Genomic DNA, 21,694 nt, shown 5'->3' on the forward strand with positions numbered 1-21,694 from the left:
GGCGGCATCTGAAACCGACGTCTGTCGGACGGCATATGGATGATGTCAGGCCCGGAAAAACACCGGACAGGCGACCGCAAAAATCACCTTGCAGCAGCCTGTCGGGTCATCAACTGTTGCGATCAAAAGACCGGAACGACGGCGCCGCCATAGGTGGTTTCGATGAAGTTGCGGATTTCATCGGACTGGTAAATCTCGACGAACTCCTTGACCCAGTCGGCATCCGCATCTTCGGTGCGCGCCACGATCACGTTGGCGTAGGGGCTGTCGGGGCTTTCGATGGCAATCGAATCCTCGATCGGGTTGAAACCGGCATCAAGCGCATAATTGGTGTTGATCGCGGCAACCGAAACATCGTTGAGAACGCGCGGCAGCTGCGCCGCATCCAGCTCAAGAATTTCGATATTCTTGGGGTTTTCAACGATATCCAGCGGCGTTGCCTTCAGTCCGGCGCCATCGGCAAGCTTGATAACGCCCTTGGCCTGCAGCAGCAGAAGCGCACGGCCGCCATTGGTCGGATCGTTCGGGATCGCGACGCGGCTGTTTTCCGGGATATCGTCGACGCTTTCGACCTTGTTGGAATAAATGCCCATCGGCGTGATGATCGTCTTGCCGACGGCCTTCAGGTCGTAGCCGCGATCGGCGACCTGGTTGTCGAGATAGGGCACGTGCTGGAAGCTGTTGAGATCGAGATCGCCGTCATTGAGCGCCTGATTGGGCACGACGTAATCGCTGAAGCTGGCGATTTCGACATCAAGCCCCTTCTCCTTGGCAAGCTTCTGCACCTGCTCGAGAATTTCCTCATGCGCACCGGGGGTCACGCCGACGATGATCTTGTCCTTTGCAAGGGCGGGCCCTGCAACGAGGGCAGCGGACAAAGCGAGTGAGGCAAATAGATTTACAAATTTCATTGTGTTGTCCCTGGGCTGGGCCACCGGTCATGATGCCGGACAGGCCCTGTTTCCTGATATTTTTCTCTGATTATCCTGTGCCCGGCCGATGCTGAAGAAATCCGGTTTCCAAAGCCGGGGCCTTGGCGCAATTTCTTGCCAAAAACCGGTGCGCCCGCAGCCGGGCCGGACACCTGCAAGCACCTTACCAGGTCGGGGTGATGGCACCCTTGAACTGTTCCTCGATATAGGCCTTGACCTCGGGGCTGTGGTAGCTTTCAACAAAGGTGTTCACCCAGTCGGCATCCTTGTCTTCCGCACGCACGGCGATGATGCCGACATAGGGCGCCTTTGCGCCTTCGCGGAACAGCGAATCCTTGACCGGGTTGAGGCCGGCATCCAGCGCATAATTGGTGGTGATCAGCGCAACATCGACATCATTGAGCGCGCGCGGCAGCTGGGCGGCATCCAGTTCGACAAACTCGAAATCATGCGGATTGTCGACAATGTCGATAACGCTGGCGCGCACACCGATCCCGTCCGTCAGGCCGATCAGGCCCTGATCCTCAAGCATCAGCAGGGCGCGTGCGCCATTGCTCGGGTCGTTGGGAAGCGCGATCGTCGCCCCGTCGGGAATGGCATCCTTGCTATCGATCTTGCTGGAATAGCCGGCCATCGGAAAATTCACCGACTGGGCGACGCTGACGAGATCGAAACCGCGATCGGCGACCTGATTGTCGAGATAGGGCTGATGCTGAAAGGAATTGATATCGAGATCGCCATCGTTGAGCGCCTGGTTCGGCACGACATAATCGGAGAACTCGATGACTTCGAGATCAAGCCCCTTTTCGGCGGCAACCGCCTTCACCTTCTCGACAATCTGGGCATGCGGGCCGGGTGTGACGCCGACCTTTTTGGTTTCGGCATGCGCCAGACCGGCGGAAAGGAGGGCGGCGAGCACCGCGGTGGAGAGCAGTTTCTTCATGACAGATCCTGTTGGCTTGGGAAATTCCTGGGGATCGGCATCGGTGCTGCCGATCGCCTACCGGCTTGCGTTTTTCTTGTCGAAGCTGCGCGCCAGACGGTCACCGGCACTCTGGATCGCCTGCACCAGCACGATCAGCACCACCACGACCGCCAGCATGACGCCCGGCATGAAGCGCTGATAACCATAACGGATGCCGAGATCGCCGAGGCCGCCGCCGCCGACGGCACCGACCATGGCGGAATAGCCGATCAGGCTGACGATGGTGAGCGTGAAGGCCAGCGTGATGGCGGGCTTCGATTCCGCCAGCAGCACCTTGACGACGATCTGCATCGGCGTAGCGCCCATGGCGCGGGCCGCCTCGATCAGCCCCTTGTCGACTTCTCGGATCGCGCTTTCGACAAGCCGCGCAAAGAAGGGAATGGTGGCAACCGTCAATGGCACGATCGCCGCCTGGGTGCCGATCGACGTGCCTGCGATCAGCCGCGTGAACGGAATGATCGCGACCACGAGAATGATGAACGGCGTTGAGCGCGCGGCATTGACGATCAGCCCGACAATGCGGTTGAGGAGCGGCGCCTGCAGCAATTCGCCCCGGCCGCTCGTGGCGAGAAAAATGCCGATCGGCAGGCCAAGCGCGGTGCCGATCAGGCCGGAAATGGCGACCATCTGCAGCGTCTGCAATGTTCCCTTGGTCAGAAGAGAAATGAGCATATCAGGCGACATAACCGACGACCTCCGCATTCAGACCGGTCCGGGCATAGAAGTGTTCGGCCTTCTTCATCACCGCCGGATCGGCGGAATAGGCCACATAGAGCGTGCCGTAGGGTTCTCCGGCAATCTCGTCCACGGTTCCGGCAATGATGTTGACCGGGCTTCCAAGCTCCGCCATCAGGCGCGAAACCAGCGGCTGATCGGCGGTTTCGCCGAAAAACCGCAGGCGCAGAAGCGCATCGCATCCCGGTTTCGGTTCGGAGATCACCTGGCGTCCGATCCAGTCCGGCAGGCTGCCGCCCGGCAGTGCCGCCAGCATCGACCGGGTGGTCTCGTGTTGCGGTGCGGTGAAGACATCGAAGGTCCGCCCGCTTTCGGCAATCCGGCCGTTGTCCATCACGGCAACGCGGGATGTCACGGCCTTGACCACTTCCATCTCATGGGTAATCAGCAGCACGGTCAGGCCGAGATCGCGGTTGATCGTCTTCAACAGTTCGAGGATCTGCTGGGTGGTTTCCGGGTCAAGCGCCGATGTCGCTTCATCGGAAAGCAGCAGTTTGGGCTCTGAGGCAAGCGCGCGCGCAATGCCGACCCGCTGTTTCTGCCCGCCGGAAAGCTGTGCCGGGTAATGGCGGGTGCGTTCGGAAAGGCCGACAAGATCGATCAGCGGCTCGATCCGCTTCCGGATCTCCTGCTTGCCGACGCCCGCAATCTCCAGCGGCATGGCGACATTGTCATAAACCGTGCGCGACGACAGAAGATTGAAGTGCTGGAAGATCATGCCGATTGACCGGCGTACGGACCTCAGCGCCACTTCGTCAAGGGCGGAAACCTCCGTGCCGTCGACAATCACGCGGCCCGCGCTTGGCTTCTCCAGGCCGTTGACCAGCCGCACGAGCGTTGACTTGCCCGCGCCCGACCGGCCGATAATGCCGGTAATTGCGCCCCGGGGCACGCTGTAGCTGACATCGTCGAGCGCCTTGAAGGCGCGTTTGCCGGTCTCCCGGCTGTTGAAGCTCTTGGTCACATTTTCAAAGCTGACCATTGGCGACACCGTTTCGGTGTCCTGCCGCACGGTCGGGCCGGAGACATTTTCCGCCATCGGGATCTCTTCTTATGTGCAGGCAACCGACGAGGAAACCTCGCGGGAAACCGCTTGGAAAAGGTTTGCAACCCGTTAGCACTCTCCACCGGTTCTTTTCAAACCGAAAATACGAAAGCCGGTGTTTGACGGGTGCGTCCGCACGCCCCGGACCAATTTCAGACGCGCCGCATCCCTCACACCGTTGCCATGCTGGGCAGGGCCTTGCCGGCCAGCCCCTCGATGTCGCGCTTCGGCGGGGCCCCGAACAGGCGGCTGTATTCGCGGCTGAACTGCGAAGGGCTTTCATAGCCGACATGGAAGGCCGCGCCCGCGGCATCGAGATGCGCGTTCAGCATCAGCCGCCGCGCCTCGTTGAGACGCAGCCATTTCTGATATTGCAGCGGGCTCATTGCCGTCAGGTGGCGGAAATGGTGATGCAGGCTGGACGGGCTCATCTGCACATGGGCGGCCAGGTCCTCGACGCGCAGAGGTCGCGCATAATTGGTCTTCAGCCAGTCGACGGCGCGGGCGATCCGCTGGCCCTGGCTGCCGACGGAGACGATCCGCAGCAGCCGTTCGGCAACATCGGTCCTGAGCAGCCGGTAGTGAATTTCACGCTCGATCAGCGGTGCGAGCACGTCAATCGCTTCGGGCTCGTCCACCAGCGACAGGAGCCGGCCAAACGCCTCCTCCAATCCCGGCGTCATGGTGCCGACGGCCGCACCGGCATCCGCGCCCGCCCGGGCCGTCGGCACGGAGACCTGCGCGCTCAGTTCGGCAATCATGCGCAGATCAAGGCGCATGACCATGCCCAGACAGGGCTTGTCGGGGCTTGCCTCGAGCACCTGCGAACTGCCGGGCAGATCGAGCGAGGCGATCAGGAACCGGTCTGCGCCATACCTGTATTCCCGGTCGCCAATCAGCATCTGCTTTGCGCCCTGCAAAACGAAGACGATACAGGGCTCGACGCGGCAGCTGACCGGCTCCGTCGTCGTCTCTCTTCGGAAAAGCGCAAGGTTGGGAACCGGCGTTTCCCGGTCTTCCCGGCCGGCGATGTGGCGCTCGACAATATCGCAGAGTGCTCTAAATTTATCGTCGGACATGGCCTGAGGCCCGTTCTGAGTATGGTTTGTCATTTCAGACGTCCCTTGATCGTGTTGTGTTCAGCATAAGGGGTGCGCGGCTGGATGTCGCCTGAAATTCCCGAGGTTTGGAGGATCAGGCAAGAAATTGACTGAATCAGTCTACCTTGTCTCCGCAATGAGGTGAAATATAGCATTCATTCCAACACCGGGGCCTGGACCCCGGGCATGCCGCCGGGACATCCGGCACAGAAAATGAACAAGGAGGTTTGTTATGATTAAGGATAAAGTCGTTCTCATCACCGGTGCATCGTCCGGTATCGGCGAAGCCGCCGCCAAGCTCATCGCCAGCAAGGGCGCCAAGGTCGTTCTCGGCGCACGCCGCGAAGACAAGCTCAAACAGATTGCCGACGAGATCAAGAGCGCCGGCGGCGAGGCCGTCTATCAGGCGCTCGACGTGACCAAGCCGGCCGACAACGAAGCCATCGTCAAGCTCGCCAAGGACAGCTTCGGCCGCCTCGACGCGATCTTCCTCAATGCCGGCCTGATGCCGGTCAGCCCGGTTTCCGCCGTCAAGACCGACGAGTGGAAGCAGATGATCGACGTCAACATCAACGGCGTTCTGAACGGCGTTGCCGCCGTCATGCCGACATTTACCGAACAGAAGTCGGGTCACATCCTCGCGGTTTCCTCCGTTGCCGGCCTCAAGGCCTATCCGGGTACGGCTGTCTATGGCGGCACCAAGTGGTTCGTCCGCGACTTCATGGAAGTGCTGCGCATGGAATCCGCCATGGAAGGCACCAATATCCGCACGGCAACGCTCTATCCGGCCGCGATCAACACCGAACTGCTCGACACCATCACCGACAAGGGTTCGGCCGATGGCATGCAGCAGGTCTATGACGCCTTCGGCATCTCGCCGGACCGCATCGCCGACGTCGTCGCCTTCGCGCTCGACATGCCGGAAGATACCAATGTCAGCGAGTTCACCGTCGGGCCGGCCAACCAGCCCTGGTAAACGGAAACGCCGTATCGGCCTGCCGGCAGCGGCAGGCCGATACGACTTGCTGAAGGCGGTTTCGGTTTCACAGCATAAGATTTCACGCCTTCGCGCGACAAAGGCCCGGCAGATAACAGCGTCTGCCGGGCATTCTTGCCGACGACGTTTCGGCGTCGGCCCTGGTTTGGCGCCGCCGCATGCGCGACAGCTTCATCGCGTTCGCCCGCTCGGGCAGCCCGCAGACGGACGCCATGCCCGAATGGCCGCAGCATGACCCGAAAACGCTTGCCTATCTGCGCTTCGACAGCAAACTGACGGTGGCAAACGACTTCGTTGGAGAAGAGCACAGAAGCGCGTGGGAAGACGTGCCGGTCGATGCTGTGTGAGTGCACACTGCGCTGCAACCGGAAAGAAAGGGGTTATTGATGACAGATCGTCCGATCATGATGCTGACCGGGGGAAGCCGCGGTATCGGCCATGCCATTGCCAGGGACGCACAGGCGCGGGGATGGCATGTGTGCCTCGGTCTGCGCGGCGATCGCCCGCAACTGCCTGCGGGGCTTGATCCCGACCACGCTGAATTTCACCCCTATGATGCAACGGATCGTGGTTCGGCAGCGCCCTGGGTGGCCGATGTCGTTGCTCGCCATGGCCGGATCGACGCGGTCGTCGCCAGCGCCGGGATCATCACCGACACGTTGCTGACCGAGGCGAGCGACGACGAGGTCGACAACCTGTTCGAAATCAATGTGCACGCCCCGCGCAAGCTGGCTTCTGCCGCCTGGAAAGCCTTGTGCGAAACCGGCCATGGCCGGGTCGTCATTCTCGGTTCGCTGTCGGGCAAACGGGTGGCGGGCAAGGCGACGGGGCTTTACGCGGTCTCGAAATTTGCCGCCGTGGCGCTTGCCCATGCACTGCGCCACGAGGGTTGGGAACAGGGCGTGCGGGCCACGGCCGTCTGCCCCGGACCGGTGGCAACGGATATGGGCGCATCCGCAGCACCCGGCAGCCGCGAACTTTCCCACATGACCCAGCCGGAAGATGTTGCCGGGCTGGTGATGCATGCCATCGAACTGCCGAACACGGCTTCCGTGCCCGAACTCCACGTCAATTGCAGGCTGGACGGTCTGTTCTGAGCCCTTCGGCTGACCGCGATTGATGAGCTGGCTGCATGAATATTATGTCTGCCATGCCCATGAAACGCCCCGCTTTGCTCCCCAGATATTATGGAAGCCCGCTGAATGACAGCTGTGGCCTCCCTTTCATTCGCGCGCCCCGCGTGAACGAACCGGTTTCATCTCACATTTCAACAACGAAGAGGTTCTGCCATGTCACAGGACACACCCGTCTGGTTCGTTACCGGATGCTCGACCGGTTTCGGACGGGAAATCGCCAAGCTGGTTCTTTCAAAAGGCTGGCGCATCGCGATGACCGCCCGGCGCCCGGAAAGCCTTGCCGATCTGGTCGAAGGCCATGAAGACCGCGCCCTGGCGCTTTCACTCGACCTGAACGATCCGGCGACGATCGACAAGGCCGTTGCCGACGCAGAAGCCCGCTTCGGCCATATCGACGTTCTCGTCAACAATGCCGGTTATGGCTATTTCTCCGGGATCGAGGAAGGCGAGGACGCTGAAATCCGCCGTCAGTTCGAGACCAATGTCTTCGGTCTCAACACGCTGACGCTGAAAGTCCTTCCCGGAATGCGCGCGCGCCGCAAGGGGCATATCCTCAACTTCTCCTCCATCGGCGGGCTGATCGCCTATCCGGCGCTCGGCTATTACAACGCGTCCAAATTCGCCGTCGAGGCGCTTTCGGAGGCTTTGGCAAAGGAAGCGGCACCTCTTGGCATCAGGGTCACCATCGTCGAACCCGGTGGCTTCCGCACCGATTGGGCCGGACGCTCGGTGATCGAATCCAGCATCGAGATCGACGATTACGCCGAAACCGCCGGCGCCTACCGCAAGAGGCTGAAGGACGGTTCGGGCCATCAGGCGGGCGATCCCGTGCGCGCGGCCGCAGCCGTGGTGAAAATCACCGAGGTCGAAAACCCGCCGCTGCGCCTTCTGCTCAGCGCACAAGCCTATGAACGCGCTATGGAACGGATCGAGGAACTGCGCAGGAACTTCGAAGACTGGAAAGACCTCACCCTCAGCGCGGACTTTCCCGAGGGCGAATAGGCCTTTGACAGACCGCCGTGGAAATGCCGCGGCGTTCCCGCGCGTTCGCGGCAAAAATGCTGTATTGCACCTGAGAGGCAGCCGGACGCGCTAACGCCGCCCGGCTTGCCCGTTTCACAGCGTGTAGCCAGGCTTTTTGTAAAGCTTTTCCGGTGCAGACATGATCTCCGGCGTATAGACATCGTCCTTCCACCGTTCGGGCTCGATTTCCTCGATCGCCACGCTCACGGCATCAACGCCGGTATCCATATGTTCCACGACATCCCGGGTGATGGATTCGGCCAGTTTTCTTTTCTGCTCTTCGCTTTTACCGGCTCGGACTTTCACGATCACATGTGGCATTGAGGGCTCCTGTATTTGAAAAGATCGACGCAGGCGCGGCACAGCCTTGCCTGATGCGCGTCAACGCCCGGACATCATCGGGCGCTGCTTCAGTTTTATTCAGCACTATGGAATTTAGTGCGGTGATGGCTGCTGTAAAAGGCGGCGGCACGACTGGCGCCCATGAATGGCGTTCATGAAAAGCGGCGGGTTCAGCACCCCTGCACGACTTGATTCATATATCGATACAAGGCCCCGTTGTGCGGGCAGCCGGCGCGCGCCTGCAATTTTCATAAAACCGAAAATTCACTGAAACAGAACTGTCACAGTATCGGTGCATTGATTGCGCCGTGAATTGCACAGCTGTGCAAAATCTCTTTCAGACCTGACCGCCGCCGCTTCCGGCAGCGTTCAGGAAAGGGCCGGGACGGTTTCATGAGCGCGATCGAAATCACATCAGTCGATAAATCCTTCGGCAAAACCAGCGTATTGCGCGGCGTCTCGCTTTCCATTCGCTCGGGCGAATTCGTGGCCGTTCTGGGCCCGTCGGGTTGCGGCAAGACGACGCTGTTGCGCGCGCTGGCCGGTTTCGAGCCGGTCAACCGGGGTACGATCCGCATTGGCGATACGCTGCTTTCCGGCGAGGGACATCATGTGCCGCCGGAAGAACGCGGCATCGGCGTCGTCTTCCAGAGCTACGCGCTCTGGCCGCATATGAGCGTTGCCGGAAATGTCGCCTATGGGCTCAGGGTCAAGGGGCTTGCGCGGCAGGAGCGCGAAGAGCGCACAAGGCGGGTTCTGGACCTCGTCGGCCTGACGGATTTTGCCGACCGTCGCCCGGCAGCCCTTTCCGGCGGCCAGCGCCAGCGCGTGGCGCTTGCCCGCTGCCTTGCCATGGATGCCGGCGTCGTGCTGCTCGACGAGCCGCTGGCCAATCTGGATGTCCACCTGCGCGGTGAGATGGAAGAGGAATTTGCGCGCTTTCACCACGAATCGGGCGCGACGATGTTCTACATCACCCACGACCAGTCGGAGGCCCTTGCGCTGGCAGACCGGGTTGCGGTGATGGACAAGGGGACGATCAGCCAGTTCGCCAGCCCTTCCGAACTCTACAGCCAGCCCGCAAACGAGATGGTCGCCACCTTTATCGGCGAAGGTCAGCTTGGCGTGATCGAGGACTTCCGGCCCGACCACAGCGGTTATGGCTTTGCCCGTTTCTTCGGCGCGCCGGTGCAATTGCGCTGCCATCCGTCCGCTTCGCCCCGCCACACGGCGCGCGTTGCCTTTCACCCCGGCGACCTGCGGCTGAGCGAAACCGACGGCATTGCCGCCACCATCCGCCGGATCACCTATCGCGGCGATATCCTGCGGGTCGAGCTTGCCGCCGGCCCCGATAACCACACCCTTTTCATGAACGTTCCTGCCCCGGCCCGTATCGAGGCCGGGCAGCGCGTAGCCGTCACGCTTGCCGACGGCTGGGTCCTTCCGGACCTGCAAACAGAAGACGCCTCTTTCTAGCTCCCAACAATCGAGGAAATCCCCGATGAAACTTTCCATGCTCGCCCTTGCCACCGTCAGCGCACTTGCCTTTTCGGCCGCCCACGCTGAAGAAACGATCACGCTCTACACCAGCCAGTCGCCGGAAATCGCGCAGGAAACGGTGGACGCGTTCGAAGCCGCCAACCCCGACATCAAGGTCAACTGGACCCGCAACGGCACCTCGGCGCTGATGAATGTGATGCGTGCGGAAATCGAAGCCGGCAATATCCAGCCCGACGTGCTTCTGGTCGCCGACCCGATCAACCTCGGCACGCTGAAGGCCGGCGGCCACCTGATGGCCTATCCGCAAGCCCCGGTCGATGGCTATGACAAGGCCGCCTACGACAAGGACATGACCTTCTTCGGCACCAAGGCAATCACCACCGGCATTGCCTACAACACCGAAACCGCCGAACCGGTCGAGACCTGGAACGACCTTCTGGTGGAAGACAATCGCGGCCAGATCGCCGTGCCGAGCCCGCTTTATTCCGGTGCGGCGCTGAACCACCTTCACGCCCTGATCAATGCGCCGGACATCGGCTGGGCCTTTTATGAAGGTCTGAACGACCTCGACATCGTGCCCGAAGGCGGCAACGGCCCGGCCACCAAGGCGGTTGCCTCCGGCATGGCGAAATACGCCATCATCGTCGACGCCAACACGCTGCGCGCCAAGGCTGATGGCTCGCCGGTCGACTATATCGCACCGAAGGACGGCGTTTCCTTCATCGGCGAGCCGGTCGCCATCATGAGCACGACCCAGCATGAAGATGCCGCCAAGACCTTCGTCAACTTCCTGCTGTCGCAGGAAGGCCAGGAGCTGGTTTCCAAACAGGGCAATATTCCGCTGCTGCCGGGCGTTGCCGCACCGGAAGGCTATCCCGACCTCTCCTCGATGAAGCTTCTCGGCTACGACGTCGACACCGCCGTTGAAAACAACGATCAGGTGCGCGAACAGTTCGCCGACATCTTCGGTCTGTAAGCGCAATGTCTCTTTCGACCACAATTGCAGGGGAGCGTCCGTTGCGGACGCTCTCCACGCTTTCCGGCGCATTGCGCAACGAGCGCACGCTGATGCTGGCGCTGGCACTGTTTGTCGGCGTGCTGTCCATCCTGCCGCTCGGCCGGCTCCTCTACGCCGCTTTCGTCACCGGCACGGGTTTTGAACTTGAACGCATCGCCGATGTTCTCGGCGGGCGGCGCGTGTTCGAGGCCACCGTCAACACCGTCTGGATTTCGCTTGCCGCAACCGCACTGGCCACCGTCACCGGAACGCTTGCAGCACTTCTGGTCGGCGCCAGCGACATGAAGGGCCGCACGGCCTGGGTTTTCGGCTTCGTGCTGCCGCTGATGATCCCGCCGCAGGTAATCGCGCTGGCCTGGATACAGGCCTTCTCGCCGGCAAGCCCGGTGATGCAGCTTTTCGGCCTGTCGCTTGAACCCGGCATGCGCCACCCGCTTTATTCCGCCGGCGGCATTGTTCTGCTGCTCGGCATCTACAATGCGCCGCTTGTGTTTCTCGCCGTGCGTGCCAATCTGCGCCGCGTACCCGCCGATCTGGTGGAAGCCGCCCGCGCGGTCGGCGCCTCGCCGTTGCGCGCAACGCTCGGCGTCATCCTGCCGCTGATCCGCGGCGGTATTTTCGCCGGAGCAGCACTTGCCTTCGTCTCCTCCATCGGCAATTTCGGCATTCAGGCAATGCTCGGCATTCCCGCCCGCGTGCCGACGCTGATCACGCTGATCTACCGGCGGCTGAATTCCTATGGTCCCTCCGCGCTCAATGACATGGCGCTTCTGGCGCTGCTGCTCGCCGTGCTGACCGTGCTGGGCATGGGCCTTGCCGGATGGCTGAGCCGCATGGGCGACCAGCGCGTCGATGGCGCGTCTAAACCGTTCAAATTTCCGCTTGGCCGTTTCCGTCTTCCGGTCACAGCACTTGCGTGGGGCTATCTCGTTTTGGCATTGGCGCTGCCGCTTTCAGCCCTTGCCGGTTCGGCTCTGGTGCGCGGCTACGGCCAGCCGCTCAATCTGGAAACGCTGACCTTCGAGAACTTTTCCAATGCGCTCTTCCATCACGAGGGCATCCGCGAGGCGTTTTTCACCAGCCTGTGGCTGACCGGGCTTGCCGTTGCCATTCTCATCCCGGTGTCTGTCGCGCTGGGCTATTTCCTCAGCTGGCGCCATGGCGTCACGCCGCGCCTGCTCTATCTCTCCTCGCAGCTGGCCTATGCGCTGCCCGGCATCATCATCGGCGTTGCGATGATCCTGTTTTTCCTCAAACCGCTGCCGGTTCTGGGCACCAGCCTCTATGGCACGGTCTGGGTCATCCTCGCCGCCTACCTGTCGAACTTTCTGGCGCTGGCGCTGCAGCCGATCCTTGGCGGTTTCGCCCAGATCGAACGATCGCTGGATGAAGCCGCACAGGTGGTCGGCGCCGGCATTTTCCGCAGGCTGAAGGATATCATTCTGCCGGTTCTGGCCCCGGCGGCCGCGGCGTCCGCCATTCTGGTGTTCATGACCGCGATCAACGAAATCCAGACTTCGGTTCTGCTGGTGTCCTCGCGCGCGCAGACCATCGGCCCGATGATCATCTTCCTCGAGGAGGCCGGTTCTTCGACACTGGCCGCCGCCGTCGGCTGCCTGATGGTGCTGGTCATCCTCACGCTGATGCTTTTCAGCCTGACCTTCGCAAGACGGCTTCCGCAGGGTGTATTGCCTTGGCACGACTGACAGTGATCAGCGGACTGAACCGCAAGAGTGCCGCCATCTTTCTGGTCGAGACCGATGGCAAACGTATCCTGTTCGATTTCGGCGACGGGCTGGAACCCGGAGAACACCCCGATATCGGCGACCTTGGCGTTATCGACGCCGTCTTTCTCAGCCATGCCCATTCCGACCATGCCGGCCTGCTGGAAAAGATCGACGATATCGGCGCGCCGCCGGTCTTAGCGACAAAGCGCACGCTCGGTTTTCTGAACGGGCGCATCAGACCCGAAGCGGCACAGGTGATTCCGGAGCGTGGATCGTTCCGGTTTGAAGGCTTGATGCTGACCACCGGACGCTGCGGCCATGCGCCGGGCGGTGTCTGGTTTCATCTTGAGACAGAGAACGGCGGGTTCATCTATACCGGCGATATCAGCCTGGAATCGGCCGGCATGCCGTTCGACCCGCCGCCGCGCGCGAAAACCCTGCTGATCGACGCTTCCTATGGCGACCGCGACCAACCGCTGACGGCGCAGATCGACGCCATTGCCGCAAGGGCCAGTGAGGGTGCGGTGCTGTGCTGCCCCGCAGCCGGGCGCGGCGCGGACATGGCCATGGCCATGGCGGAACGCGGATTGGCGGTTCATGCCAGCGACGTGATTGCCCGGGAAGCGCAGATGGCGACAGGGAGAATATTTCCGGTGGTCGACGGTGAGACCGCCAGACCGGATCAGGTCATCATCGCCACCGAATCCAACGGCGAGGCCGGGCTTTCTGCAGAGCTTCTGGCGCGGGGCGGCTTTCGCTTCATCTTCTCAAGCCATGTGCCGGACGGCACGCCCGCCGCCGCGCTGATTGCCCGTGGCGAGGCCGTCTGGATGCCGTGGAACGTCCATCCGCGAAAACGCGATGTGATTGCCCTTGCCAATGATTGCGGCGCGGCCACGGTTCTGCCCGCCTTTGTCGACATGGCCAGAGCCCCCGAACTTGCCCGCGCGCTTGGTTCGCGGCTAAGACTGAGCACCGAAACGGAGATCTGAATGACCAAGGAAAAACGCCTCGGCGTTCCCGAACACGTGCCCGAGGCGGAAGCGCGCGAGGATGACCGTCCGCTTTTCTACCGGGTCATCGAGGATTTCGGGCCGCATCGCAAATCGCTGTTTCTGGGAAACCTCGCCGCGGCCGAAGACGCCGACTGCCTGCTTGAAGCCGGCATTACCGAAACGCTGAACGTTTCGATCAACATGTTTCCCGGTCCGCTGGAACTGGCGGACGGCGTCCATGTCCGCCGCTACCAGATCGGCATGATCGACGGGGCCGGCAACAGCCCACACCTGATGGCCGCCGCCGTTCAGACCATCGAGGGCCTGATGAGCGGCTATGTGCCCGCCAAACCGCATTACCCCAAACACCGCAGGGGCCATGTGCTTGTCCATTGCCGCGGCGGGCGTTCGCGCTCGGTCGCGCTGATCGCGCTCTGGCTTTCGGCGTTCGCTCGGCACCGGTTCGAAAGCTTCGAGGCAGCCCTTGCCCATCTGCGCGCGCTGCGCGGACTGGATGAGACATACCCCCTGCCGCCGATGCTGGCCCTTGCCGATGCGGTCAGAACGCGTAACCTTCTTGGAACAGAACCGACCGTCTGAAGCAGGACATGGCCGACAAATTCGTTTCCGCATCCGATGTTGCCCGGCGGGCCGGCGTTTCCCGTTCAGCCGTCTCCCGCACCTTTACCGAGGGTGCCAGCGTTGCGCCGAAAACCCGGGCGCGGGTGATGAAGGCGGCCGAGGAGCTGGGCTACCGCGTTAATCTTCTCGCCCGCACGCTGCACAAACAGCGCTCCGACCTCGTCGGCCTTGTCGGCGCCAACCTGTCGAACCCCTATATCTCCGCGCAGGTCGATGCTCTGACGGCGGCCCTTCACGGCAACGGGCTGCAATGCATGCTGCTGAACCTGGCAGGCGCCGAAGAAGACGTTGAAAACGCGCTGGCAAAGCTTCTGGAATACCGGGTCCGCACGGTTGTGCTGTTATCCGGTGCGGTGCCCGATACACTGGTGCGGCTGGCCGCGGCCAATGGCACGCGCCTCGTGCTGATCAACCGGCCATTGCCGGACAATATCGGACGCGTCGACCAGATCGAGGCCGATTCAGCAGCCGGCGGCGCGCTGGCGGCGGAAAGGCTGATTGCCGCGGGCTGCAGGAATGTGGCCGTCGTGCTTTCGGCCTCCAGAACATCCGCCAAACTGGCGCGGGCCGAGGCGTTTATCCGGGTGATGGCGGAAAACAACATACCGGTTACCGAATGGAGCCAGGGCCGCAACACTTATGAAACCGGCATCGAGGCCGCCCATGGCCTGCTGTCCGCACCCGGCATTGACGGCGTTTTTGGCGTCACCGACGAAATCGCGCTCGGCGTGATGAACACGGCCCGCCACGAACTCGGCCTCTCCGTTCCCGACGATGTCTCGGTGATCGGCTTCGATGACGCGCCGATTTCCGACTGGTCGTCGCACCGGCTGACCACCATCCGCCAGTCGCTGTCCTCGCTGACCAAAGCAACCCTTGCCGCCATCACCGGCCCGGCGGACGCGCCCTCCTCACACCATTTCATCCCCGTCAGCTTGGTTGAGCGGGGTTCGGTGAAGCCGCAGGGCGCAGCCTAGAAACGTCAGATCGCGTTGGCGCGCCGGTCAGCAATATAGAGTTCGCGCAGCTTCAGGCTTATCGGGCCCGGCTTGCCGTCGCCGATCGGCTGGCCGTCAACAGCAATGACGGGGGTGATGAAGTTGCTGGCGGAAGTGTAGAAGGCTTCCTTCGCAGCCTTGACCTCTTCGACGCTGAAGGGGCGCTCTTCCACCTTGAAGCCGTTGCGGGCGGCGATTTCCAGCGCAGAGGCGCGGGTGATGCCGGGCAAAACCACATGGGAAAGCGGCCGTGTCACGATCACATCGTCCTGGGTGACGATATAGGATGTGGCCGACGTCTGTTCGGTCACGAACCCGTCCTTTACCAGCCAGGCATCATCGGCGCCCTTGTCATGGGCTTCCATCTTGGCAAGGCTCGGATAGAGCAACTGGACCGTCTTGATGTCGCAACGCCCCCAACGCAGGTCTTCAAGCGTCACCACGGTGATGCCGTTTTTGGCCGTCGGGGTGTCGATGACCGTCTTCTTCTGGGTGAACATCGAGAAGGTCGGTTCCATATCCTTTTCGAACATGAAATCCCGGTCGCCCGGATTGCCGCGCGAGACCTGAAGATAGATCAGGCCTTCGCGCATGTCGTTACGCTCGGCAATCTCACGGTGAAGCGCGAGCAGGCCTTCATCATCGACCGGCAGTTTGATGCCGATGGCATCGGTGGAGCGCTTCAGCCGCGCGGCATGGCCATCATAATCGAGCAGCTTGCCATCGAGAACGCAGGTGACCTCGTATATGGCATCGGCAAAGACATAGCCGCGGTCGAAAATCGACACCTTTGCCTGGTCTTCAGGCAGCCATTCCCCGTTCAGATAAACGATGCGTCCCATGATGTATGCTCCTGTGCGTCATTCTGCCGTTTCACCCTCAAAACGGTCATAGCCGCGTATAGTTTTCGATTCAACGACTATTGTTTCGCTGTTTGTTGCAAAGATGAATGTTTTTGCGCATCAAACACGCGAAAAATCGTCTCAGGCCGCACGTAACCGCTTGACGATATGGACCATGAAGGCGGTCGCAAACAGCGGGGTTGCCAGATTGACGATCGGGATCGCCACAAAGCCGGCAACCACAAGACCGGCGAGAAAAACGGTGAACCCTCTTTCGCGGCGGAAGGCCCGGGCGGCTTCCGGCGTCATGAAGCGCATCGCCGCAAACTCGAAGAATTCCCGGCCGAGAAGGTAGCCGTTGACCACAAAGAAGGCCACCAGATTGACCCCCGGGACCAGCAACAGAAGAAGCGCCAGAATATTGCCCAGAATGATGACGCCGAGGAATTTCAGCGCCTCCTTCATGGCCGTGAACACCGGCAGCGCCGTTCCGGGCGGATCAGCGGGATAGTGCAGACGCTCGATATGGTCCGCAGCATCATCCAGGAAAATACCGGCGACGAAGGCGGACACCGGCGCCATCAAAAGTGCAAGGCCCAGCGCCAGCCCGACGGCGGCAAAGATCAGCAGAACGAAGGTGATCCAGCCGGTCCATTCCGGCATGGTGGGAAACAGATTGGCAAGGACGGGAAAGGCGAGCCACAGGAAAAGCGCCCTGATCGCAAACCAGAGCGCAATCAGACAAAGCAGCGAAAGACCGAGCACCTTCCACAGGATGCTCCGCATCTTGGGGTCGATCAGATCCAAAAGCGCCTGACGCGCTGCTGTCATCAGCATCGGCAGCTCCCCGCCCCTTTTTTCGCGCCCGTCGCGAAAGCCTTGTCTTTCCGATGTAGTTCAGCATCCGCCGACCTGCAAGCGCCGCTTGGCGGAACCGAGCGACTGCGCCTGTATCGCGATGACAGCGCGCGATACAGGCGCGGACTTTCAGCCGTTTCAGGAATTATGGCCTTGCTGCTGGGAAAGCCAGTCCAGGCTCTGGTGAAGCCCTGTAAGATCTGCGGTCGCGACCTCCTGCGCATCGGGCCCGTCATAGCTGACCATGATTTCATCGCGCCCGACGCGGGCGGCCGACAGCACCGGCTGGACGATCTTCTGATCATGGGTCACATATCCGCCTTCGGCCTCATCCTTCTTGAGGTCCTTGACCGGAACGGACGCAATTTCCTGCCCGTCGACGGCAATCGTGAACACCCCGTCGGGGCTCAGTGTTTCGATCCCGTCAATCGTGGGCAGAACCATGGCGACCGGCGCCTTGGCCTTGCTGGCCTTTACGAAAACGGGAATGGCCAGTCCGCCGTCATCGGCCGGCATCCGGCTGGTGGTCAGCCGACAGGTCATCTGACTGTCGCAAACCGCATCCCATGTGCCGCCGGAATCAAACATTTCCGCCGCCGAGGCGGTGGTCTGAAGCGAGAGAATACCAATCACCGAAGCGGCAACACCCGCATACATAATCCTACGCATTCTCATGAACGTCTTCCTCTTCTGCATGTTGACAGCGGCGCGATGAAGACAGCGGTTCCCGCCAGAATTGTGGCGCGAAACATTACAATACTTTAGGGATTTTGATGATGCGCAGCTTGCAAAGCTTGGCATTGTTTCGGCGGTGCTTTGGAAACGCAAAACAAATGCCCGGCTTTCGCGGGGGATCGTTTGTTGACAAACCTATCCTTCAACACGGTGTCATCCTCGTGCTCGACACGAGGATCCAGGCAGCGCGGCAAGGGTTCACAATAAACCGTAGTCGATTCAATCGCTTGAGGTCGCATGGATGCTCGGGTCAAGCCCGAGCATGACACTTGTGGAAAGGCAAGTGAAGGCGTCAACCTGCGTTTCCAAGCGTTTGTCAGCAGCCCGAGCCCGGCTTTGCCGGGCCCGTTCAGGCAGGCCTTCAGGCCGCGTCCTTGGCCTTGCGCTCCAGCCGGCGGGCGTGGAGGACGGGTTCGGTGTAGCCATTCGGCTGTTCGCGGCCCTTCAGCACCAGATCAAGTGCGGCCTGAAAGGCGACCGAGTCGTCGAAATGTCCTGCCATCGGGCGATAGGCCGGATCGCCCTCGTTCTGTCGGTCAACGACGGCGGCCATCTTCTTCATGGTGGCGACGATCTGCTCCTCAGAGCAGACACCGTGGTAAAGCCAGTTGGCCATGTGCTGCGAGGAAATCCGCAGCGTCGCGCGGTCTTCCATCAGGCCGATATCGTTGATATCCGGCACCTTGGAGCAGCCGACGCCCTGATCGATCCAGCGCACCACATAGCCGAGTATCCCTTGCGCATTATTGTCCAGTTCGGCCTGGATTTCCTCTTCCGACCAGTTGGGCCGCACCGCGACCGGCACGGAGAGAATATTGGTCAGGCTGGCGCGTTCGCGGCCCTTCAGCTGTTCCTGCACCTTGGCCACATCGACGGTGTGGTAATGCGTGGCATGCAGCGTGGCGGCCGTCGGCGAGGGCACCCAGGCGGTGTTGGCGCCGGCCTTCGGCTGGCCGATCTTGGCTTCCAGCATCGCCGCCATCAGGTCGGGCATGGCCCACATGCCCTTGCCGATCTGCGCATGGCCGGAAAGCCCGCATTCCAGACCGATATCGACATTCCAGTCCTCATAGGCGGCAATCCAGGCGGCCGATTTCATGTCGCCCTTGCGGATCATCGGGCCGGCTTCCATGGAGGTATGAATTTCGTCGCCGGTGCGGTCGAGGAAACCGGTATTGATGAAGACGACCCGGTCCTTGGCGGCGCGAATACATTCCTTGAGGTTGACCGTAGTGCGGCGTTCCTCGTCCATGATGCCCATCTTCATCGTATCGGGCTTCATGCCGGTGATCTCTTCCACACGGGTGAAAAGCTCGGCGGCAAAGGCAACCTCTTCCGGCCCGTGCATCTTCGGCTTGACGATATACATCGAGCCCGCGCGCGAATTCATGTGACGGCCGCCCTCGCCGATGTCGTAGAGCGCAATCAGCGCCGTGACAGCGGCATCCATGATGCCCTCCGGCACCTCACGGCCATCGCGGTCTAGGATCGCGGGATTGGTCATCAGATGGCCGACATTGCGAACCAGCATCAGCGAGCGGCCGGGCAGCGTCTTCACAGAACCGTCGGGGGCCGAGAAGGTAACGTCGCCTGCCAGCCTGCGGGTGAAGGTGCGCCCGTTCTTGCTAACCTCCTCCGTCAGGTCGCCCTTCATCAGGCCGAGCCAGTTGGAATAGGCCAGCACCTTGTCTTCCGCATCGACAGCGGCCACCGAATCCTCGCAATCCATGATCGCGGTGATTGCCGATTCAAGTCCGATATCGCCGATACCGGCAGGGTCGTCCTTGCCGATCATGCTGTCGGGGTCGATGAAGACCAGCACATGGAGGTTGTTGTTGACGAAATAGAGCCGGAAAGCATCACCTTCCTCGTCCTTGAAACCGGCATATTGCGCCGGATCGGCAAGACCGGTTTCGCCGACCGTGCTTTTGACGATGAGAGAACCGTCCTGATAGGAAAAGCCGGTGACATCCGCCCATTTACCGGCTGCCAGCGGCACGTTCTTGTCGAGGAAATCCTTCGCCCAGGCGATGACCTTTTCGCCGCGCTTCGGGTTGTAGCCCTTGCCTTTTTCCGCGCCGTCCTCCTCGGAAATCGCATCGGTCCCGTAAAGCGCATCGTAAAGCGAGCCCCAGCGGGCATTGGCCGCATTCAGCGCATAGCGCGCATTCATCACCGGAACGACAAGCTGCGGCCCGGCAATCGTTGCGATTTCCGGGTCGACATTGTCGGTCGCAACGGAAAAATCCTCACCCTCGGGCAGAATATAGCCGATCTCGCGCAGGAAGGATTCGTAGGCTGCCATATCCGCCGGCGCGCCGTTTTCCTTGTACCAGGCGTCGAGCTTTTCCTGCATCGCATCGCGGGTTTTCAGCAGCGCCCGGTTTTTCGGCGCAAGCTCGTGCACGATTTCGGAAAAGCCGCTGAACCAGGCTTCCGCGTCCACGCCCGTTCCGGGCAGCACGGTTTCGGTCAGAAAATCATAAAGTGCCTTGTCGAACTGAAGACCGTGTTTTTCGATACGGGCCATGGAGAAAACGCCTTTTCGGATGAATTGTCTGATGCCAATGTAGCGACGCAGGCGACGCCGTCAATTCGGTGTAAATTTGAAATATTATTTCCGAATTGGAATTAATATCGGAATTCCCCGCCCAACGGACGAAAGTGGGAAAAGGGCCGGCTGAAAACGGCCAGCGGGCAGGCGAACACAAAAAGGCCGGCGCAGCGCGCACCGGCCTTTGAATGTTTCACGTGAAAACAGGGTTAACAGACCCTTTAGAGAATATAGCGCGACAGGTCCGTATCATTGGCGAGATCGCCGACATGCTCGCGCACATAGTCGGAATCGATCATCAGCTCCTGGCCCGACTGGTCGGGTGCGGTGAACGAGACTTCGTCCAGAACCCGTTCCATCACCGTCTGCAGGCGGCGGGCGCCGATATTTTCGACCGTGGCATTGAGGTGCACGGCGACATCGGCAAGCGCGTCGATTGCATCTTCGGTGAAATCGAGCTTCATCTCCTCCGTCTCCATCAGCGCCTTGTACTGGCGGATCAGGCTGGCCTCGGTTTCCGTCAGGATACGGCGGAAATCTTCCTTGGTCAGCGCCTGCAGTTCGACACGGATCGGCAGGCGACCCTGCAGTTCCGGCAACAGGTCGGACGGTTTGGAAACGTGGAACGCGCCGGAGGCCACGAACAGGATGTGGTCGGTCTTGATCGGGCCGTATTTGGTGGCAACCGTCGTGCCCTCGACCAGCGGCAACAGGTCGCGCTGCACGCCTTCGCGGGAAACGCCCGCACCCATGCGGCCGTCGCCGGCGGCGATCTTGTCGATCTCGTCGAGGAACACGATGCCGTCTTCCTGCACCAGACGCATGGCCTCGCGCTGGATCACCTCGTCATCAAGCAGCTTGTCGCTTTCGTCGCGGATCAGGTCTTCGTAGGAATTCTTGACCGTGGTGCGGACCTTCTTGGTCTTGTCGCCCATGCCCTTGCCGAACATTTCGGAAAGGTTCAGCACGCCGATATTGGCGCCGGGCATGCCGGGAATTTCAAGGCCGGGCATGCCGGAGCCGCTGTCGGCAATCTCGATATCGATTTCCTTGTCGTCCATCTCGCCATTGCGCAGCTTCTTGCGGAAGCTGTCACGCGTTGCCGGCGATGCGGTCTTGCCGACCAGCGCGTCGAGCACCCGCTCCTCGGCATTGGCGTGGGCTTTCGCCTGCACTTCCTGGCGCTTTTTCTCGCGCACCAGAACAAGGCCGATTTCCACCAGATCGCGGACAATCTGCTCGACGTCGCGGCCGACATAACCGACCTCGGTGAACTTGGTGGCCTCAACCTTGATGAAAGGCGCACCTGCAAGTTTGGCCAGACGGCGGGAAATCTCGGTCTTGCCGACACCGGTCGGGCCGATCATCAGAATATTCTTCGGCATCACCTCGTCGCGCAGATCGTCCGGCAACTGCTGGCGGCGCCAGCGGTTCCTGAGCGCGATGGCAACGGCGCGCTTGGCATCATGCTGGCCGATAATATGGCGGTCGAGTTCGGAGACGATCTCGCGGGGGGAAAAATTGGTCATC

At 61.2% G+C, this 21,694-nt stretch carries 21 protein-coding genes; 10 read left to right on the forward strand and 11 right to left on the reverse strand.

The window, feature by feature from the left end:
• Positions 1-122: 122 nt before the first annotated feature.
• From ACHZCU_RS07880 to ACHZCU_RS07900, 5 genes are all read right to left on the reverse strand, one after another.
• The gene (locus ACHZCU_RS07880) at positions 123-911 is read right to left on the reverse strand and encodes a MetQ/NlpA family ABC transporter substrate-binding protein (RefSeq protein ID WP_319518330.1); all 789 of its coding nucleotides are present in this window, start codon (positions 909-911) and stop codon (positions 123-125) included.
• Between the two features lie 184 nt (positions 912-1,095).
• The gene (locus ACHZCU_RS07885; protein ID WP_319518331.1) at positions 1,096-1,875 is read right to left on the reverse strand and encodes a MetQ/NlpA family ABC transporter substrate-binding protein; all 780 of its coding nucleotides are present in this window, start codon (positions 1,873-1,875) and stop codon (positions 1,096-1,098) included.
• A 57-nt stretch (positions 1,876-1,932) separates the two neighbouring features.
• Positions 1,933-2,601 (reverse strand): methionine ABC transporter permease, encoded by a 669-nt coding sequence (locus tag ACHZCU_RS07890; RefSeq protein WP_319518332.1) that lies wholly within the window; start codon positions 2,599-2,601, stop codon positions 1,933-1,935.
• Entirely contained in the window at positions 2,591-3,634 is a 1,044-nt protein-coding gene (locus ACHZCU_RS07895; protein ID WP_319519764.1) for a methionine ABC transporter ATP-binding protein, read from the reverse strand. The genes ACHZCU_RS07890 and ACHZCU_RS07895 overlap by 11 nt, the downstream gene beginning before the upstream one ends.
• A 233-nt stretch (positions 3,635-3,867) precedes the next feature.
• Positions 3,868-4,809 carry an AraC family transcriptional regulator gene (locus ACHZCU_RS07900; RefSeq protein ID WP_319518333.1) on the reverse strand — a complete coding sequence of 314 codons (942 nt, stop codon included), beginning with the start codon at positions 4,807-4,809 and terminating at the stop codon, positions 3,868-3,870.
• A gap of 220 nt (positions 4,810-5,029) precedes the next feature.
• On the opposite strand from ACHZCU_RS07900, the gene ACHZCU_RS07905 reads away from it, so the two are divergent.
• From ACHZCU_RS07905 to ACHZCU_RS07920, 4 genes are all read left to right on the forward strand, one after another.
• Positions 5,030-5,773: an SDR family oxidoreductase gene (locus tag ACHZCU_RS07905; protein WP_319518334.1), complete on the forward strand. Its 744-nt coding sequence runs from the start codon at positions 5,030-5,032 to the stop codon at positions 5,771-5,773.
• Between the two features lie 179 nt (positions 5,774-5,952).
• Positions 5,953-6,141 carry a hypothetical protein gene (locus ACHZCU_RS07910; RefSeq protein WP_319518335.1) on the forward strand — a complete coding sequence of 63 codons (189 nt, stop codon included), beginning with the start codon at positions 5,953-5,955 and terminating at the stop codon, positions 6,139-6,141.
• A 39-nt stretch (positions 6,142-6,180) separates the two neighbouring features.
• The gene (locus tag ACHZCU_RS07915; protein ID WP_319518336.1) at positions 6,181-6,891 is read left to right on the forward strand and encodes an SDR family NAD(P)-dependent oxidoreductase; all 711 of its coding nucleotides are present in this window, start codon (positions 6,181-6,183) and stop codon (positions 6,889-6,891) included.
• A gap of 192 nt (positions 6,892-7,083) precedes the next feature.
• The gene (locus ACHZCU_RS07920; RefSeq protein ID WP_319518337.1) at positions 7,084-7,932 is read left to right on the forward strand and encodes an oxidoreductase; all 849 of its coding nucleotides are present in this window, start codon (positions 7,084-7,086) and stop codon (positions 7,930-7,932) included.
• A 114-nt stretch (positions 7,933-8,046) separates the two neighbouring features.
• On the opposite strand, the gene ACHZCU_RS07925 is transcribed toward ACHZCU_RS07920, so the two are convergent.
• Positions 8,047-8,274 (reverse strand): tautomerase family protein, encoded by a 228-nt coding sequence (locus ACHZCU_RS07925; RefSeq protein WP_319518338.1) that lies wholly within the window; start codon positions 8,272-8,274, stop codon positions 8,047-8,049.
• 414 nt (positions 8,275-8,688) lie between these two features.
• On the opposite strand from ACHZCU_RS07925, the gene ACHZCU_RS07930 reads away from it, so the two are divergent.
• From ACHZCU_RS07930 to ACHZCU_RS07955, 6 genes are read left to right on the forward strand one after another with little or no spacing between them, the layout of a single operon-like run.
• Positions 8,689-9,771 (forward strand): ABC transporter ATP-binding protein, encoded by a 1,083-nt coding sequence (locus tag ACHZCU_RS07930; protein WP_319518339.1) that lies wholly within the window; start codon positions 8,689-8,691, stop codon positions 9,769-9,771.
• A 25-nt stretch (positions 9,772-9,796) separates the two neighbouring features.
• The gene (locus tag ACHZCU_RS07935) at positions 9,797-10,771 is read left to right on the forward strand and encodes an ABC transporter substrate-binding protein (protein ID WP_319518340.1); all 975 of its coding nucleotides are present in this window, start codon (positions 9,797-9,799) and stop codon (positions 10,769-10,771) included.
• Positions 10,772-10,812: 41 nt separating this feature from the next.
• The gene (locus ACHZCU_RS07940) at positions 10,813-12,519 is read left to right on the forward strand and encodes an iron ABC transporter permease (RefSeq protein WP_319518341.1); all 1,707 of its coding nucleotides are present in this window, start codon (positions 10,813-10,815) and stop codon (positions 12,517-12,519) included.
• Positions 12,507-13,532 carry an MBL fold metallo-hydrolase gene (locus ACHZCU_RS07945; RefSeq protein WP_319518342.1) on the forward strand — a complete coding sequence of 342 codons (1,026 nt, stop codon included), beginning with the start codon at positions 12,507-12,509 and terminating at the stop codon, positions 13,530-13,532. The genes ACHZCU_RS07940 and ACHZCU_RS07945 overlap by 13 nt, the downstream gene beginning before the upstream one ends.
• Positions 13,533-14,135 carry a dual specificity protein phosphatase gene (locus ACHZCU_RS07950; protein ID WP_319518343.1) on the forward strand — a complete coding sequence of 201 codons (603 nt, stop codon included), beginning with the start codon at positions 13,533-13,535 and terminating at the stop codon, positions 14,133-14,135.
• 8 nt (positions 14,136-14,143) lie between these two features.
• Positions 14,144-15,154, forward strand: a complete 1,011-nt coding sequence (locus ACHZCU_RS07955) for a LacI family DNA-binding transcriptional regulator (protein WP_319518344.1) — start codon at positions 14,144-14,146, stop codon at positions 15,152-15,154.
• Between the two features lie 5 nt (positions 15,155-15,159).
• Here ACHZCU_RS07955 and ACHZCU_RS07960 read toward each other — a convergent pair whose 3' ends face one another.
• The 5 genes from ACHZCU_RS07960 to hslU form a co-directional block, all read right to left on the reverse strand.
• On the reverse strand, positions 15,160-16,017 hold the full coding sequence (locus tag ACHZCU_RS07960; RefSeq protein ID WP_319518345.1) for a D-amino-acid transaminase: 858 nt from the start codon (positions 16,015-16,017) through the stop codon (positions 15,160-15,162).
• A gap of 141 nt (positions 16,018-16,158) precedes the next feature.
• Positions 16,159-16,854 carry a sulfate transporter family protein gene (locus ACHZCU_RS07965; RefSeq protein WP_319518346.1) on the reverse strand — a complete coding sequence of 232 codons (696 nt, stop codon included), beginning with the start codon at positions 16,852-16,854 and terminating at the stop codon, positions 16,159-16,161.
• 159 nt (positions 16,855-17,013) lie between these two features.
• Positions 17,014-17,550, reverse strand: a complete 537-nt coding sequence (locus tag ACHZCU_RS07970; protein ID WP_319518347.1) for a hypothetical protein — start codon at positions 17,548-17,550, stop codon at positions 17,014-17,016.
• Between the two features lie 421 nt (positions 17,551-17,971).
• Entirely contained in the window at positions 17,972-20,140 is a 2,169-nt protein-coding gene (locus ACHZCU_RS07975) for a malate synthase G (RefSeq protein ID WP_319518348.1), read from the reverse strand.
• Between the two features lie 245 nt (positions 20,141-20,385).
• Positions 20,386-21,693, reverse strand: a complete 1,308-nt coding sequence (hslU, locus tag ACHZCU_RS07980; RefSeq protein WP_106309119.1) for an ATP-dependent protease ATPase subunit HslU — start codon at positions 21,691-21,693, stop codon at positions 20,386-20,388.
• Between the last annotated feature and the right edge of the window lies 1 nt (position 21,694).

Source organism: uncultured Martelella sp., assembly GCF_963677965.2.
Taxonomy (GTDB): domain Bacteria; phylum Pseudomonadota; class Alphaproteobacteria; order Rhizobiales; family Rhizobiaceae; genus Martelella; species Martelella mangrovi.

Coding starts and splice junctions, on each gene's coding strand:
- ACHZCU_RS07880 (WP_319518330.1), bottom strand. CDS start 911: ATGAAATTTGTAAATCTATTTGCCTCACTCGCTTTGTCCGCTGCCCTC.
- ACHZCU_RS07885 (WP_319518331.1), bottom strand. CDS start 1,875: ATGAAGAAACTGCTCTCCACCGCGGTGCTCGCCGCCCTCCTTTCCGCC.
- ACHZCU_RS07890 (WP_319518332.1), bottom strand. CDS start 2,601: ATGTCGCCTGATATGCTCATTTCTCTTCTGACCAAGGGAACATTGCAG.
- ACHZCU_RS07895 (WP_319519764.1), bottom strand. CDS start 3,634: ATGGTCAGCTTTGAAAATGTGACCAAGAGCTTCAACAGCCGGGAGACC.
- ACHZCU_RS07900 (WP_319518333.1), bottom strand. CDS start 4,809: ATGACAAACCATACTCAGAACGGGCCTCAGGCCATGTCCGACGATAAA.
- ACHZCU_RS07905 (WP_319518334.1), top strand. CDS start 5,030: ATGATTAAGGATAAAGTCGTTCTCATCACCGGTGCATCGTCCGGTATC.
- ACHZCU_RS07910 (WP_319518335.1), top strand. CDS start 5,953: ATGCGCGACAGCTTCATCGCGTTCGCCCGCTCGGGCAGCCCGCAGACG.
- ACHZCU_RS07915 (WP_319518336.1), top strand. CDS start 6,181: ATGACAGATCGTCCGATCATGATGCTGACCGGGGGAAGCCGCGGTATC.
- ACHZCU_RS07920 (WP_319518337.1), top strand. CDS start 7,084: ATGTCACAGGACACACCCGTCTGGTTCGTTACCGGATGCTCGACCGGT.
- ACHZCU_RS07925 (WP_319518338.1), bottom strand. CDS start 8,274: ATGCCACATGTGATCGTGAAAGTCCGAGCCGGTAAAAGCGAAGAGCAG.
- ACHZCU_RS07930 (WP_319518339.1), top strand. CDS start 8,689: ATGAGCGCGATCGAAATCACATCAGTCGATAAATCCTTCGGCAAAACC.
- ACHZCU_RS07935 (WP_319518340.1), top strand. CDS start 9,797: ATGAAACTTTCCATGCTCGCCCTTGCCACCGTCAGCGCACTTGCCTTT.
- ACHZCU_RS07950 (WP_319518343.1), top strand. CDS start 13,533: ATGACCAAGGAAAAACGCCTCGGCGTTCCCGAACACGTGCCCGAGGCG.
- ACHZCU_RS07955 (WP_319518344.1), top strand. CDS start 14,144: ATGGCCGACAAATTCGTTTCCGCATCCGATGTTGCCCGGCGGGCCGGC.
- ACHZCU_RS07960 (WP_319518345.1), bottom strand. CDS start 16,017: ATGGGACGCATCGTTTATCTGAACGGGGAATGGCTGCCTGAAGACCAG.
- ACHZCU_RS07965 (WP_319518346.1), bottom strand. CDS start 16,854: ATGCTGATGACAGCAGCGCGTCAGGCGCTTTTGGATCTGATCGACCCC.
- ACHZCU_RS07970 (WP_319518347.1), bottom strand. CDS start 17,550: ATGAGAATGCGTAGGATTATGTATGCGGGTGTTGCCGCTTCGGTGATT.
- ACHZCU_RS07975 (WP_319518348.1), bottom strand. CDS start 20,140: ATGGCCCGTATCGAAAAACACGGTCTTCAGTTCGACAAGGCACTTTAT.
- hslU (WP_106309119.1), bottom strand. CDS start 21,693: ATGACCAATTTTTCCCCCCGCGAGATCGTCTCCGAACTCGACCGCCAT.